This is a genomic window from Streptomyces sp. NPDC127108 (assembly GCF_042677545.1).
Lineage (GTDB): Bacteria > Actinomycetota > Actinomycetes > Streptomycetales > Streptomycetaceae > Streptomyces.
In genome coordinates this window covers 58164-73636 of the sequence record NZ_JBHXTE010000031.1, presented here as the reverse complement: position 1 = coordinate 73636, position 15473 = coordinate 58164, and the positions used below count along the sequence as shown (strand labels likewise).

Annotated in this window: 10 protein-coding genes; 8 read left to right on the top strand and 2 right to left on the bottom strand. The window is 73.4% G+C overall.

The annotated features are described in order from the left end of the window. Positions 1–64: 64 nt before the first annotated feature. Complete coding sequence (locus ACFVHO_RS25165; protein ID WP_385718732.1) at positions 65–688, bottom strand: hypothetical protein; 624 nt, start codon at positions 686–688, stop codon at positions 65–67. A gap of 344 nt (positions 689–1032) precedes the next feature. On the opposite strand from ACFVHO_RS25165, the gene ACFVHO_RS25160 reads away from it, so the two are divergent. The 5 genes from ACFVHO_RS25160 (at position 1033) to ACFVHO_RS25140 (ending at position 9401) form a co-directional block, all read left to right on the top strand. Continuing rightward, positions 1033–1662, top strand: coding sequence for a hypothetical protein (locus ACFVHO_RS25160; RefSeq protein ID WP_385718729.1), 630 nt, complete (start codon positions 1033–1035; stop codon positions 1660–1662). 177 nt (positions 1663–1839) lie between these two features. Beyond that, positions 1840–3204 (top strand): hypothetical protein, encoded by a 1365-nt coding sequence (locus ACFVHO_RS25155; RefSeq protein WP_385718727.1) that lies wholly within the window; start codon positions 1840–1842, stop codon positions 3202–3204. A gap of 67 nt (positions 3205–3271) precedes the next feature. Beyond that, entirely contained in the window at positions 3272–3949 is a 678-nt protein-coding gene (locus tag ACFVHO_RS25150) for a hypothetical protein (protein ID WP_385718724.1), read from the top strand. Positions 3950–3951: 2 nt separating this feature from the next. Beyond that, positions 3952–4605, top strand: a complete 654-nt coding sequence (locus ACFVHO_RS25145) for an RES family NAD+ phosphorylase (RefSeq protein ID WP_385718721.1) — start codon at positions 3952–3954, stop codon at positions 4603–4605. A gap of 89 nt (positions 4606–4694) precedes the next feature. Then, positions 4695–9401: a CHAT domain-containing protein gene (locus ACFVHO_RS25140; protein ID WP_385718718.1), complete on the top strand. Its 4707-nt coding sequence runs from the start codon at positions 4695–4697 to the stop codon at positions 9399–9401. On the opposite strand, the gene ACFVHO_RS25135 is transcribed toward ACFVHO_RS25140, so the two are convergent. Further along, positions 9395–11767: a caspase domain-containing protein gene (locus ACFVHO_RS25135; protein WP_385718716.1), complete on the bottom strand. Its 2373-nt coding sequence runs from the start codon at positions 11765–11767 to the stop codon at positions 9395–9397. The genes ACFVHO_RS25140 and ACFVHO_RS25135 overlap by 7 nt on opposite strands. A 385-nt stretch (positions 11768–12152) precedes the next feature. On the opposite strand from ACFVHO_RS25135, the gene ACFVHO_RS25130 reads away from it, so the two are divergent. Genes ACFVHO_RS25130 through ACFVHO_RS25120 form a run of 3 tightly spaced genes read left to right on the top strand, consistent with a single transcriptional unit; the run spans position 12153 to position 15435 of the window. Then, complete coding sequence (locus ACFVHO_RS25130; protein WP_385718713.1) at positions 12153–12587, top strand: hypothetical protein; 435 nt, start codon at positions 12153–12155, stop codon at positions 12585–12587. Between the two features lie 29 nt (positions 12588–12616). Beyond that, positions 12617–14797, top strand: coding sequence for a hypothetical protein (locus ACFVHO_RS25125; RefSeq protein WP_385718710.1), 2181 nt, complete (start codon positions 12617–12619; stop codon positions 14795–14797). Further along, a complete protein-coding gene (locus ACFVHO_RS25120) occupies positions 14794–15435 on the top strand; it encodes a hypothetical protein (protein WP_385718707.1) in 642 nt (213 codons plus the stop codon). The genes ACFVHO_RS25125 and ACFVHO_RS25120 overlap by 4 nt, the downstream gene beginning before the upstream one ends. Positions 15436–15473: the final 38 nt, after the last annotated feature.

Genomic DNA, 15473 nt, shown 5'->3' with positions numbered 1-15473 from the left:
CGGTCTCCGGCGGTACGGGAACGGGGATGCGCGGCGACCCGTCCGCGCATCCCCGTCCGCGTGCTCAGTACGGCTGCTTCTTGCTGACCGCGCGGGCCACGGCGAAGGCGCCGACCATGGCCACGGCCAGGCCCGCGAGGGCGATGCCGGCGTCGACGCGCTCCCACCAGAACTTGTGCGGAGACGTGGGCTCGTTGTCCAGCATCGTCTCCAGCAGGTCGGTGCCGCCGATGTCGAGCAGGGTGAACACATAGCCGTTGGTGACGCCGAGGTACGCGCCGAGCGCGGCCAGGACGCCGGCCCAGACGGCCGGTCCGGCGCTCCGGCCGCCCGTGCGGCCGGTCACCACGCCCACGACCACCGCGAGCACCGCGGCACAGGCCAGATAGCTGGCCTGGAGCCCCACCCGGGAGAGGTCCTCGTGGCTCGCGACCAGCAGGCCCGCGTAGGCGAGGCCGACACCCGCCGAGATGAGCAGGCCGAGGAAGAAGGCCTTGCCCGGCTGCGCGCCGCCGGGGGGCGGGAAGCCGGGTGAGTAGGGGTAGGCGTGCGGCACCGGCTGCTGGGGCGGGTAGGGGCCCGTGTTCTGGCCCGGGCCCGGATAGCCGTATCCCGGCTGCTGCGGTGGCTGGCCGTACTGCGGCTGCTGGCCGTACTGCGGTGGCTGTGGCTGCCAGGGATGGCTCATGGGTCCCCCGATGGTGGATGTGCTCCCTGCACATGAGTGCGGGAGCGGTCAAGGTACCAAGGGGTCCGTGCGGTCATGGAGTCCGAGACGCGGGACGGTGCCGTACGGCCGAGGAGTCCGCCGTGGCGAGCTACAGGTTGGGCACGGGAGCGCAACGGGAGTGCTACGGGAGCGGCCTCCCACGGATTTCCGGGAGCGACCGGGTAGCCTGCCCGGGGCTCTTTGCCTTTCAATCACGTGTTCGCACCGTCCGCACCGTCCGATCCATGCGCTCTGTGCGCTCTGTACGAACTATGCGAACTGTGCGAACTATCGGAAGAATTCAGTACTCGGGGGATCAGTACATGCGTGTTCGTCGCACCGTCGGCGCCGCCGCTCTCGCTCTCGCCGCCGTCGCCGTGCTCTCCGGTTGCACCGACGACCCGGAGGACAAGGCCTTCGGCGGCGGCGACGCGCCCGCGCCACCGACCATGCCGACCATGCCGAACCCTTCGCTGTCGCCCAGCGGACTGCCCGACTCCCCGGGCACGTCGTCGGGCGGCTCCAGCGACTCCGGCGGCCTCAGCTCCGGTGGCTCCAGCGGCTCCGGCGGGCTCAGCTCGGGCGGTTCCAGCGGCTCGGGCGGGCTCAGCTCCGGCAGCAGCAGCCAGCCGACGTACGACTCGAACGCCATCGGCGAGGTGATCGGCCAGAACTGCAGCTACGAGCGCAGCACCGGGCGGATCAACTACGACGTCGACATCCAGAACTCCTCTTCCGACCAGGCGTTCCGGTACTCCTTCTCGGTGGTGTTCAAGGTCGGCCAGTCACCCAGCTCCGCGGTCGCGAGCAGGACCATCGCCTACCGGAGCGACACGGTGACCGTCTCCTCGGGCGGCGACCGGACCGTCAAGATGCACGCGTCGTACAGCACCAACGACCGCCTCGTCTACTCCTGCCAGGTGTCCTCGGCCACCAAGTACCCGGCGACGTAGCGGACGCGGCAAAGGCCGCGCCGGTCGCGGACGGACCGTCGTCCGACCCGGATCCGACCCCGAACCGCCCCGCCGCGACCCGTCCCCGACCGGCCCCTCCTGTGCAATGGAAGGCAGAGGGGGGAGCCGGGTGGGCGGGGCTTGTGGTGGGTGTGGGGCGATGCGATCCTTGCCGCCATGCCGGTCACTCCCCGCCCACCCGATCACGGATCGGTTCTCGCGGAGGTGAGGAGAGTGCGGCGAGCCGGACTCCTCAGGCTGCGCGAGCTGGAGACACCCGAACTGATCCGCATAGCCCGCGAGTTACCCTCGGCCTCGCCGTCCTCGACGGACAGCGGGGCCGTCGAGCGGCTGCTGCGGACCGCCGTCTCCGCCGTCGGCGGCGGCTCGCTCCAGGAGGCCGCCGAGTTCACCCTCGGACTCGCCCAGGGCACCCGGGACTGGCCCGCCTCCTCCCGGCGCAGGCGCGCGGCTCAGGTCTACGGCGTCAGCGTCGAACGCTTCCGCAAACACCATGAGCTGATGGTGCTCGGGCAGGTCGCGGAGCGGATCGTGGACATCGCGGCGCCGCCCGCGCCCGCACCGCCGCAGCCGTTGCCCCTACCGGGAGTGGCGGCGGCGGCTTCGGGGGCCGTGGTCGAGGGGCGTCCGGGCGTCGGCAGGTTGGCCCTCCCGCCCGCCCACCGCACCGTCCGCGTCCGCCTCGCCCACCGCACCGTCCCCGTCACCGTGCACGTCCACTCGGTGGACCTGCTGCGCGACGTCGACGTCGTCCTCTCGCCGTCCAACACCTACTTCTCGCTGCCCGCCGCCTACAAGTCGTCCGTGGCGGCGACCCTGCGGCGGGCCGGGGCGCGCAGGGACGTGTCGGGAGGACTCGTCGAGGACCGCGTCCACGACGAGTTGGCGCGGTGGGCCGCACGGCACGCGGCGCCGGGGCGGGAGGCGCTGCCCGGCACGGTCGCCGCCACCTCGGCGGGAGCGCTCGCCGGACAGGGCATCCGGCGCATCTACCACGTGGCCGTGGCCGTGCCCCGGCCCGGCACCAACGACTACGACGTCCAGCCCGCCGACCTGACCCGCGGCGTCGCCCGCGCCCTCGCGCTGCTCGCGGCCGAGAACGCGCACGCCGAACCACCGCTCACCTCCATCTGCCTGCCGCTCCTCGGGGCGGGCCGTGGCGGCCTCTCGCCGCTGGAGAGCTTCTCCGCGCTGTGGGCGGCCGTGGAGGCGGAACTCGTCCGCGGCGCCGAACTCGACGTGCACTTCGTGGTGCGCAGGCACGCCCGCGCCGACCTCGTCGAGCGACTCCTCGCCGGACTCGGCGGTGAGGGGCCCGGCCCTGGTGGGGGCCTTGGACTCGGCGGTGAGGGATCCAGGCCTGGTGGGGGCCTTGGACTCGGCGGTGAGGGATCCGGGCCTGGTGGGGGCCTCGGACTCGGCGGCGAGGGACCCGGACCCGGTGGTGAGGGCCTCGGACCTGGCGGCGAGGGACTCGGACCTGGCAGCGGGGGCCTCGGGCCCGGCGAGAGCCGGTCATGACCGGGGCAGGGACAGCGGGCGCCCACCGCGGCGCCCGGGCCACCAGCAGAGGAGAGGTGGAAGAACCGTGAACCCCTACGTCGTCCTGGCCGCCACCGCCGCGGCCTGGGACCGCCTCGCCGACCGGCTCGCCGGGCCACCCCGCGACACCCTCACCGGCCTGCTCGCCGTCGTACGCCGCCGGGGCGCGGCCGAGACCGAACGGCGGGCCGCGGCCGAGGAAGCCGCCGCGCTCCTTGTGCGCCACCTCCCGGACGAGTTCGGCGGCGCCGGACCGCAGGGGCGGTTCGCGGGCGCCCTCGCCGACGCCGCCCCCGACACCGAACCGCACCCCACCTACCAGGGCTTCTCGGCCGAGGACCTCGCCGTCCTGCTCACCGACGGGCACCGCATGGTCGGGCCGGTGCTCGGACCCGTACGGGAACGCCTGCTCGCCGCGCCCGCCTGGGACGCGGACGCCCTGACGCGGCTCGGCGGCGCCCCCGACCAGCCCGGCCTCATCAGGCTCCCCGGCGCGGGCGGCCGGCCACGCCTGCCCCGGTTCCAGTTCACCGCGGCCGGGGCGGCGAGGCCCGTCGTCATCGAGGTCAACACCCACCTCGCCGCCGACCGGGACCCGTGGGGCGCCGCCGACTGGTGGCTGTCGGACAACGCCTGGCTCGGCGACCGCCCCGCCCGGCTCCTCGGCACCGACCGGGACCGCCAACTCGCCGACACCGCCCGGCTGTTGATGGAGGAGGGGTAGACGTGCCGAACTACCGCCCCCCGGAGCGGCCGCAGGGCACGCCCACCAAGGCGACCCTGCCGCGCGGCACCACCCTGTACCGCGTGCACTCCGGCCACCGCGACGCCGCCGCCTTCAACCCGCGCCCCTCCCACTGCCTGTACGGCGGCGGCCGGTTCGACGGCACGTCCTGCGATCCGTACCCCTACCTCTACGCGGGCATCGGCACGGCCGCCGCCGTCTGCGAGACCCTGCTGCGCTCGCTGCCCTTCGACCCGGCCGGCGGGCCGCGCCTGCTGCCCCGGGTGAGCGTCGAGCACCGGCGCCTGAGCACCCTGCGCCTCGCCGCCGACACCGACGTCGTCTCCCTGACCACCGCGCGGGACCTCGCCGCCGTGCATCAGGACAGCTGGCTCGTGCACACCGAGGCGAACGAGTACGCGTACACCCGTGACTGGGCGCACTGGATCCGGGGTCATACCGGTCCCTGGGCGCAGGGGCTCGTCTGGGCGTCCAAGCGGGAACCCGGCGAACGGGCGGTCGTGCTCTTCGGGGACCGCTGCCCGCCGGGGACCGTCGAGGTCGTCGAGGACGGCGTCGTGGACTTCGGCACGAAGGACGGCCAGGAGTGGCTCGACTCCCTGCTTGAGCCGTACTTCGTGCGGATCGCGCCCTGACTTCCGCTCCTTCCCGTCCTGTGCGCGGGTCCGCCCCGCGCTTCCCGTTCCGTGAAGGCCGCCCGTACCCACTCCTGTGAAGGCCGCCCGTGACCACTGAAGACGCCGCAGAGACCACAGAAACCGCAGAAGGCTCCGCAGAGACCACTGAGGACACCGCGGCCTCCGCGACCGCCGACGGCCTCCGCGCCCAGCGGGACGAAGTCCTCGACGCGCTCTCCGGCCTGGCCCCCGACGACCCGGACGCGCCCGAACTGTGCGCCCGCGCCGGGTTCCTGGGCTTCCTCGCGTTCATGGAGGACTGGCGCCCGGAGGACCTGAGCCAGGCGGCCGAGGCGTTCGACGTGGCCTTCCGGGCACCCGGTGACTCGGCCGACTGGAGCCTGTGGCGGGCCGCGTACGCCCACGTCACCGCGTTCCGCTACGAGGCCGACCCGCGGCTCGAACTCCTCGACGAGGCCCTGCGCCGGTACGAGGAAGTGGGCCGCTGCGCGGGACTGGACGACGCCGTCGTCCTCGGAGTGCGCCGGAACCAGGGCCAGTTGTGCCTCCAGCGCAAGCTCCGGCACGGTGGCGGCGCTGCCGACGCCGAGGCGGCCGTCGCGCACTACGGGGCGGTCCTCGAAGCGGGTCATCCGTCCAGCGACCTCCCGGAGGCGCGGTACGGACGGGGCGCCGCGCTGACGGAGTTCGCGTTCGCGTCCGGCACCCTCCTGTCGAGGACGATCGACCGCGCCGGGCTCGAAGAGGCCGCGGCGGAGTTGGACCGCGCGCTGAGCGAGGCGCGGCAGCGGCCCGGAGACGAGCCGCCCTGGGCGAAGGACGCGACGATCCGCTCCGCCTACGTCCACGGCGCGGTCTGGAGCACCTGGCCCGACCCGCAGCAGGCCGCGGCCGTGGAGGAGAAGGTGCTCCGCGTGCTCGACGACCCGGAGACCGAGGCCCTGCTCGGTCCGGCCCACTTCGACGGCTTCGGGAAGCTCCTCTACGAGCAGTCGACGCTCCGCGGCGACACCGAGGGACGCGAACGGGCCATCGCCCTGATACGGCGCGCGATCGCCGAATGGCGGCCCGAGCGGGAGGGCAGCGTGGCCAGGACGGCGCTGTGTCTGGCCGTCTTCCTCCAGGCGCGCTACTACGACGACAAGGACGTCCGCCGTCTCCACGAAGTCACCGAGGTCGCGAACCTGATCCTCGCCGAGGGCAGGTCCGAGGAGGACCGGGTGTCCCGCACCGTGTACGCGGGCGGGCAGATGATGGCCGGCTGGGCCCGCTTCCTCCTGCAGGAACGCGGGCTCGTCCCGGACTCCGACGAGGCGACATCCGCCGCCGTCCAAGGGCTGATGAACGCCGTGGAGGAGGGGGACCTCTACATCGACCACAGCGGTCGTGTCGAGGGCATGCCCGGCTGGTCCGCGGGGGCCACGGCGGCGGACGAGCTGATACCCCGCTTCAACCGGGGGTTCGAGGCCTGGAGCGGCACGGAGTCCGAGGAGCGGCGCGCGGACGCGGCGCTGGAACTCCTGAGGTACCTGCCGCACATGCCGATGTTCTTCGACCGGGCGAAGGAGAAGGACGCGCTGATCGCTTGCGTCCTCGCGTTCCGCCCGGACGACCCCGACTGGCAGCGCCAGGCCCACGCCGCCGTCGGCAACGTACGGCTGCGGGACGCCGCAGCAGGACGCGGCGCACAGTTCGACGAGATCGTCGACCACTTCACGCGGGCCGGAGCCCGCCCGCCCACGGGAGCACCGGGCGCCTCCGAGGACGGAGCCGACGCCGCGACGGACGCCGAGAGGCAGCACCAGCACGCCGCCGACATCGGCTACATCCAGGCCCTCGGCGCCCGCTCGCAGCACGCCGCGACCGGCGACGACCGGGACGCCGCCCGGGCCGAGTGGGCGCGGGTGCGCCACAGCCCGCAGGTCACCGAGCACAACCGCCGCCTCATGGACGCGAAGTTCGCCGCTGTGGACGCAGAGCAGGCCGTGGCACGCGGCGACGTGGCGGCGGCCGACCGGCACATCCGCATCGCGGCCGAGGCCCGCGACGGCCTCGCGCACGACCACCCGGCACGCGCCGAACTCGGCACGGTCCTCGAGGAACTGCTTTACTCCCGCGACCAGCTCGCCCGCACCCTCGGAGTTCCGGCCGCACCGCCCCTGGCCGACCGGCCCACCGCGGACCGGCTGCGCGCCGAGGCCCGGCGCCTGGAGCCCGACCGCCAGGCCCGGGTCCTCGGGGACACCGGCGCCGCGCGCCTGGCACGCGCCTCCGACGCCCGGGATCCGGCCGCGTTCCAGGAAGCCATGGAGCTGCTGCAAGAGGCGTACGACCTGGCCGCGCAGGGCAGCGACGACGGCCTGCGGTACGCCACGGCTCTCGGAGGGGGCCACTGCGCCCTCGCCGAGGCGGAGCCCGACGCCGCCGCCCGCGACCGCTCCCTCGCGCGCGGCGTCGACTTCCTGGAGACGGTGCTGCGCGGCTGCGGCGGCCCCGAGCACCGCCTCTACGCCCACGCGGGCCTCACACTCGCCGGTGCCCACCGCTTCCGCGGCGACCACGCGTCGTCCCGCCGCATCGGACTCGACGCCCTGCGCGGCCACGCCTGGGCGGCGCTCCTCCAGTCCGGCACCGGCCACGCCGCACAGGCGGCCGCGAGCGCCACCTACGCCGCGCTCGAAGTCGCCGCCTGGTGCCTTGACGACAACGCCCTGGCCGACGCGGTGCAGGCCCTCGACGCCTGCCGCGGCCTGGTGCTGCACGCGGCGACCACGTCGAGCACCGTGCCCGAGCGGCTGCTCGCCGCGGGCCGCCAGGACCTCGCCGAGGAGTGGCGGGCGGCCGCCACGGACACCGCCCCGGACCCGTCGGGGGCGCCGCCCACCGTGCCGAGCTCGTTGCGCCGCCGCGTCCTCGCGGTCCTCACCACCGCCGACGGCGGCCCGCAGGACCGGCTCCTGAATCCACCCACGACCACCGAGATCGCCGACGCCCTGCGCGCCTCCAGCAAGGACGCGCTGGTGTATCTCGTGCCCGCGTCCGAGGGCGCGGGCGGCACCGCCGTCGTCGTCACGTCGACCGGCGACATACACGCCGTACCGCTGCCGCTCCTGACGTCGGACGCGGCACCGCTGCGGGACTACGACCCCGCCGCCACGGCCGCCCGCGACGTGGGCCCGGTGCCGGGTGGGGTTTCGGGTGGTGGTCCGCTGTTGTCGGGGGAGGGTGACTTCGCGGCTGGGGCTGTCCGTGGCGTGGGTTCGGTGCCGGGTGTGGTTTCGGGTGATCGTCCGCTGCCGTCCGGGGAGCGTGACTCCGCCGATGGGGCTGCCCGCGACGTGGGCCAGGTGCCGCAGGAGGCTCCGGGTGATCGCCCGGAGCCGTTGCGGGCGCGTGACTCCGCCCCTGCGGGCGCCCCCGACTTGGGCCCGACTCCGGGCGCCGACCTCAGCCCGACTCCGGGCCCCGCCCTGAGCCCGGCTCCGGGCGCGTCTCCCGGACCGCTGCGGTGGTACGACCTTCCCGCCGCGCCTGCTCGCGATGTCGGCTCGGTGCCGGGTGGGGCTCCCGGTCACCGCCCACCACCCCTGCGGGAGCGCGATGCCGCTGCCGCGCCTGCTCGCGATGTCGGTCCGGTGCCGGGCGGGGCTCCCGGCCACCGCCCGCCACCCCTGGGGGAGCGTGACCCTGCTGCCATGCCCGCCCGCGACCTCGGCCCGGTGCCGGGCGGGGCTCCCGGCCACCGCCCACCACCCCTGCGGGAGCACGACCCCGCCACCACCCCCGCCCGCGACCTCGGCCCCGTCCCCGGCACGCCCCCGGCCCACCGCCCCCCACCCCTGCGCGCCCAGCTCGACCGCCTCTGCGCCTGGGCCTGGCACGCCGCCGTCAAGCCCCTGTTCGACACCCTCGACACCCTCGACTCCTTCGACACCCCCGCGGGGCGCGGCCCGCGTCTGGTGCTCGTGCCGATGGGCACCCTCGGCCTCGTACCCTGGCACGCGGCCTGGGCCGAAGGGCCCGACGGTCGCCGCCGGTACGCGCTCGCCGAGTCGGAGATCTCCTACGCCGCGTCGGCGCGGCTGCTCTGCGAGGTGGCCGCCCGTACCGTCGTCCCGCACACGGGCGCCGCCCTGGTCGTCGGCGACCCCACCGGGGACCTGCGGTACGCGGGCGAGGAGGCGGACGCCGTGCAGCGCGTCTTCTACCCGCGCGGCCAGTTCCTCGGGCGTCGCGCGGGCGCGGGCGGCACCGGTACCGGGACGCCGCGCGAGGTGGTGTCCTGGCTGACGCGCGACGGCGGCGACGACGGCGCGGTCCTGCACCTCGCCTGCCACGCCACCGTCACGCCCAGCGCCCGGCGCAGCTCCCATCTGAGCCTGTACGGCGGCGAGTTGTCGGCCGAGGAACTCACCGAGGCGGTGGGCGCGGGCCGCCGGGGACGGCTCGGCCTCGTCCTGCTCGCGGCCTGCCGCAGCCATGTCTCCGGACACGGCCACAACGAGGCGTACAGTCTCGCGACCGCGTTCCTGGTGGCGGGCGCGCGGTCCGTCGTGGGCTCGCTCTGGCCGGTGCCCGACGACGCCACGTCGGTCCTGATGTTCATGGCCCACCACTACCTCAGGGCCGAGGGCGAGCCGCCCGCGCGGGCCCTGCGCCGCGCCCAGCTGTGGATGGTCGACCCGGACCGGGTCCTGCCGCCCACGCTGCCCCCGTCCCTGGCGTTCCGGGCCCGGCACGTCGACCCGGACGACCTGAGCGCGTGGGCGGGGTTCACGCACCTCGGTCAGTAGCCGCCGGGCACGACGGTGCGCAGGTTGATCGTGCGGGCGGTCCAGCGGCCGGGGGAGCCCGAGGTGACGCCGCCGAGGTCGCGGCTGCCGACGGCGGCCTCGGGCGGGTCGAGCCGCAGCGCCCCCGTGCCGAGGCCGACGACGGCGTCCCGCGCCCCGGAGCGGTCCGCGTCCCACGCGGGCAGGTGGAACGGCACCGTGTTCAACTCGCCCTCGGCGACGACGAGCTTCAGCCAGTCGCGCGCCGACGCCCCCGGCACGGCGGGCCGCGACGCGGGCAGGGACAACTGCACCGGCTCGCCGTCCAGCGCGTGCCCGGTACGGCCCGGCCCGATGAAGTGGCCCGGGAACAGCGCGGAGTGGCTGCCGTAGCTGTCGGTGAGGTCGAGCAGCAGACACCACAGGGTGCGTCCGGGCGACCGGTTGTGCAGCCGGATGGACACCCAGGGCTCCCGCGGCTCCGCCCCCTCCGGCCCGTACGAGCAGACGATCTCACCGCTGCCGTTCGGCACCAGCGCCTGTCCCGGCGGGGCGCCCCACGGTGTGATCTCCACCTGGATCAGGTTGTCGAGCCCCGAGGGGCGCGGCGCCAGATCGCGGATCTGGTGCCAACGGGTGAGGTGCGCGAGGCAGTCCACGAGGCGCGGTACGTCGCCGGGGCCGGCCAGGGGCAGCGGTGCGGTGAAGGGGGTGTCGTCGCGCCGGAGTATGTGGGCGAGGCCGTCGCGGGGTTCTACGCGGAAGTGGAGGTCGGCGGGGGCGGTGGTGGTGGCGTGTGTGTCGGGGGCGGCGTGCGTGTCGGCGTCGGCGTCGGCGTCGGCTTTCACGTCCGCGTCGGCGTCCGCGTCCGCGCCGGTGGAGGCGTCGGTGCCGGTGGGCGTGGTGATCAGGCGGAGCAGGGGAGAGGGGCCGTTGCCCGGGCCGGAGGTCGCCACGGCCTGCGTGAAGTCGGCCTTGAAGGTGGGGTGTTGGGGCCTGCCGGCTTCCGTCGCGCGCGGTCCGCCCGACGGCGTCCCGAAGCTCACCGTGGCGGGCGCGAGGGCCAGCGCCGAGAGGGCCACCGGGTACACCCGTCCGGCGTCCGGCTCCCACCCCAGCGGGTCCACGAGCGTGTGGTCGGCGTACACCTCCCGCGCCCGCAGCTCCCGGGCCTGCGCCCGAGTTCGTGCCTGGACCTGGGCCTGGGCATGGGAATCGGCGTGGGCGTGGGAATCGGCGTGGGCCTGGACCTGGGCCTGGGCCTGGGCTTGGACCCGAGCCTGCGGCCACCCCTCGACCGCGTCCCCGTCCTCTCCACGACCCCCTTCCTCTTCGTCCCCCACGACCCGGAACTCCGTCCCCGCCGCCCCCGCCCCGTCCCGCAGCCCGTGCCCCGTCCCGCAGTCGACCTCCCACCCGCGCGCGCCGAGCCGCAGCAGATGCGGGCCCGGCGTTCGGGCCACGGCCCCGCCCAGGAACGGCAGGTCCGCGACGCCCCCCGGAGCCGCCGGGAACAACACCGGCTGCTGGCCGACGCCGCCGCGCTGGACTCGCGCGTCCGCCGCGGCGAGGAGGTTGCGGTACGTCACGTCGGGCCCCGCGTCCCGGACCGCGCCGAGGAGCGCGTACGTGAACGCGCCGTGCGGTCGGCCGCCGAACCGCCCCTCGTACGAAAGCTGGTCGAGCCGACTGGCGGCGAGCAGCACGTGCTGCCCGGCGTCCTCGCGCACCGGCACGTCGCGGCTTTCGGCCGCCCACGGCTCGCGCGGGTGCGACGGCTGCGGGGCGGGCGACTGCTCAGTGCGGGGTGACTGCTCCGCGTCGGACGACAGCCCCATGCCGGACGACTGCTCCGGGCCGGACGGCGGCTCCACGCCGGACGACTGCTCCGCGCCGGACGACTGCTCCGCGTCGGACGGCGGCGCGAACCGTGCGACGAGGCCCTCCGGCTCCCGCGTCGCACCGCCCGAGAAGCAGCAGTCCAGGACGGCGGCGACATGCGCGCCGCGCGCGGCCACCGCGTCGAGCAGCGCGCCGAGGCGCTTGTCGGGCAGCGGCCCGTCCGCGCACAGCAGGGCCTGGTTGCGGCCGGTCGCCTCGACGAGCAGGTCGGCGCCCGTCGCCCGGGTGTGCGTGCCGTGCCCGGAGAACCAGAACAGCGCCGTGTCGCCCGGACCGGCGGCGCCCAGGAAGCGACGGATGCCGTCCTCCACCACGGCCACGGTCACCTCGGCGTCGCACACCACGGCGGTCCTGGCCGCGCCGTTCGTGCGCCGGGTCAGCAGCTCGCGGGCGGCGGTGACGTCGTTGACGCAGCCGCGCAGGGGTCTGGCGAGCCGCGGATCGTAGGCGTTGACGCCCGCGAGGAAGGCGAAGATCGATCCCATGCCGGGAGTCTGGCAGCCCGCCGCCCTCGGCGAAATGCTTCAACTGGGCGCCAGCTGACCGTCTTTGGGCTCGATTCGGGGCACACTCCAGCCAAAGCACTCGATGTTGCTCATGATTGACGGCGCGTCACAAAAACGCATGTCTTGCGGGCGAGGGAGCGACAGTCGCAACAAGAGGCGACTGGCGCGACCACGCGAGAGACGAATCGCGTCGGCCGGGGGTGCGCCGTCGCGGCGGACCGTGGTCATGGGCAACCGAAGGGTGCACGTTCGGTGACGTGAGGCGCACTGAACGTGTCCGAAGTGGCTATAGTTGCCCGTCGGGTCGACGCCGGGTGACGGTCGACGCCCGGTGGCGCAGGTGCTCGTCGGGGGAGGCCGCGGGATGGTGTGGGACGAGTGGGAGCAGCTGAAGGCGCGCGCCGCCGAACGGCACGCGGACCGTACCCGGTTGACCGGTGACTCACCCGCCAACTCTCCCTCCGGACCGGCAGCCACCGCCGACCTCGTCGTCCACGACGATGAACTCGGCAGGCTCGGCGGCCTCGCCCACAGGCTCCGCGATCGCCTCCGGCGGGACTCCGACCACGCGCGCGAGGCGACGTTCGGCGCCGCCGTCGAACTGTCCAACGAAGGACTCGACATGGGCTCCGCCCTCACCACGCTGCACGACGCCTGGAACTCCAAGTCGAGGACCCTCGTCGACGCGTGCGGCCACATCTCCAACCACCTCGACTTCACGCGCGCACAGCACAAGAAGGACGACGACGAGGTCGCCACGTCTGTCTCGGTGTCGGTCATCAGCACGTACATGAAGTGACGGGGGCGGGACGGAGCCGGGGTGAGGGCATGCTGACCGTTCAGGACCTCCTCGGGCTGAGGCTGGGCAAGCTGGCGTCCGCCGTGGACGACTGGGAGGTGATGGCGCGGCGTCTGGACGCGCTGGCCTCCGGCGCGGGCGGCGGCGACAGCGCGGCCCTGCTCAAGCGCAAGGCGGAGCTGGCCGACTGGAAGGGCGTCAACGCCACGGTGGGCAAGGCGTTCGTGGTCAGGACGGCATCCGAGTTCGACGACGCCGTCGCGTCGGCTCGGAGTGTCCTCGCGATCCTGCAGGGCGCGCACAAGGCGTTCACCCACCACAAGCAAGAGATGGAGCGGGTGGCGGACAGCGCCGCGAAGCGCAACATCCGCATCACGCCCGAGGGCGGGGCGGAGGCCCGCTCTCCCGGGGACGCCGCCAAGGACGGCGCCCCCACCCAAATGGACCTGATCGCGACCATGCGGGACGCGACGCGCGTCCTCCAGGAGGCGGACGAGACGGACCAGGTCGCCGAACGGGCCCTGCGGGCCCTGGCCCGCGGCAAGCACGACTTCTCCGACGTCCGCGTGAACGGCCTCGCGCACGCGAAGGACCTTCAGGGCCGCGCGGACGCCGACCGCTGGGCCAAGGAGGTCGCCAAGGGCGACGTCGCCGGGTGGAGCGACGAGAAGCTCAAGCGCTTCAACGAGGACCTCGACAGGTACCGCGACACCCCCGCCTTCGCGGAGCGCTTCGCCACCGCGATGGGCGCCGAGGGCACTCTCCGTTTCTGGCGCGACCTCGCCCATCCGGCCGACACCATGGGCGTGGTGGGGCGCGAACGCGCCGAGATCCTCGGCGGCGTACAGGAGAACCTGAGCCTCACGCTGGCCGCGGCCACACAGGTCGACAGCCCGGCGATGGACGCGTGGAAGCGGGACATGATCGAGGCCGGCGGCCAACGCCTGCCCGCCGCCCCGGGAGCCGGCGCGGGCTCCTCGCCGTACGGCTTCGACGTCATGTCGAGCCTGATGCAGCGGGGGAAGTTCGACACCGAGTTCCTCCAGGACTACGGCGACAGACTCCTGGACCACGAGAAGGGCCTCGCCCCGTTCGAGTCACGCCCTCCCGCGGACCAGCTCAACCACCTCCCCGGCGACGCCCCCAGCGACGCCGTCTCCGGCTTCATGGAATCCCTCGGCCACAACCCGGAGGCGTCCCTCCAGTTCTTCCACAGCGGTCCTGACGCCAAGAGCCACTGGGACTACCTCGTCGGCCACGGGGACGGCTCCCGCAACAGCTTCTACGACGCCGCCGAACCGTTGGGCGTGGGCGGTGGCCCCCGCGACCAGTACGAGACCAGCCTCGGCCACGCCCTCGAATCGGCGGCCATCCGCACCCCCTACGACGCCGACGCCCCACCCCGGCCCCACTCGGCCGCCAGCGCGTCCTTCGTCAACCGTCTTGTGGACTACTACGGCAGCAATCCGGAGTACTTGGAGGACTCGAAGCTGCGGGGCAGCATGGGGAACATCGCGGCGGAGTACATGCGGGACTTCCAGGACGGGATGAACGGGGAGAGGCGGATCGCGACCAACGGAAGCAACGCGGACCTCGGCTCCCTGGGAGGTTCCACACCGCGGGACTTCCTGGGTGCGGTCGGGAAGGACCCCGACGCCTACGGTGCCATCCTCAACGCCCAGCAGTCCGTCACCACGGACCTCGTCAACGAGACCCTTCGGAACCGAGAGGGAATGTCCGACGGCATGATCGCGACGGACGTGAAGAACCTGGTTTCTCCAGGCGGCCAGATTGCGGGAGTCATGGCAGAAGCGCGCACGCAGGCCGTCTACGACGACAGAATCGCGCAGGACGCCGAGTTCAACGAGGGCATTCGCACCGCTGACAAGTGGGCTGGGCGCGTCATTGATCTCGGAGCCAATAGGCTTCCGGTCGTCGGTGATGTGATCAGTTGGGTCGCCGAGGATGCCCGTGAGTCCGTCGTTGAGAAATACACTCGAGACTCAAGTGTTGTGGCAGGGCAGGAGAGAAGAGATTTCTTGATCGATCAACTCGACAGTTCCGGCAAGGCGGTCTTTGACGCAACCCATCGTGCCGCCCTGGAGCAGGGCTACTCGGAGCGTAAGGCAACTGTACTGGCTGATGCTGCGCAAAAGGACATTCAGGTCTTCTACAGAATTGAGATGCAAGGTGGAGGTGGCGCCGGGTGAGGAGGACCTTGTGGGGCGCCGTTTCAGCCGCGGTTGCAGCCTCCGTGGGCGTTGCCGTATGGCAGCTTTCACCATCTGATGAGACGGCTGTTTCAGTTCCTGCCAGGGTGTGCGATGAATCGTTGCCCGCGAAAGCCGTCGCCCAGATTCTGCCGAAGAGCGGGAAGGAGTACTTCGAGTACATCAACGGGAATGCGTTCGGAACGACCTTCCGTCCCGGTGAGTCGCCTCCGATCTGTACCGTCACCGGCGGGGGGCAGCGGATAAGGGTTGAGTACAACCGTCACTTCAACGCACCCTCCCTTGAGATCATGGCGGCCGACGATGCGAGGAAGCAGGCCAAGAAGGAGTCCAAGGCTCCGGGCAATGCGTCACTCTCTGCCGGAGAGTCATACGGATACGCGTCGGAGCATGGCGCAGCACTCCTGCTCGACTGCCGAGACGACGGTGAGACGGGAATCGTAGAGGTGAGCGTCGACGCAGGGAAGGACTTCTCGGCCGACAGCTCTGACATCAAAGCCTTCGCCGAACTGGCCGCAGAAACCCTTCGCATGGCTACCCGCCAGGTGTACCACTGCGATGACAGCAAGCCCCTCCCGGCGGGCCCGCCCGCCCTCGGTGCACCGAGGGGAGCCTGACGGCAAGCCACGCGGGCGTGGGGCGCCCGAACCGGACG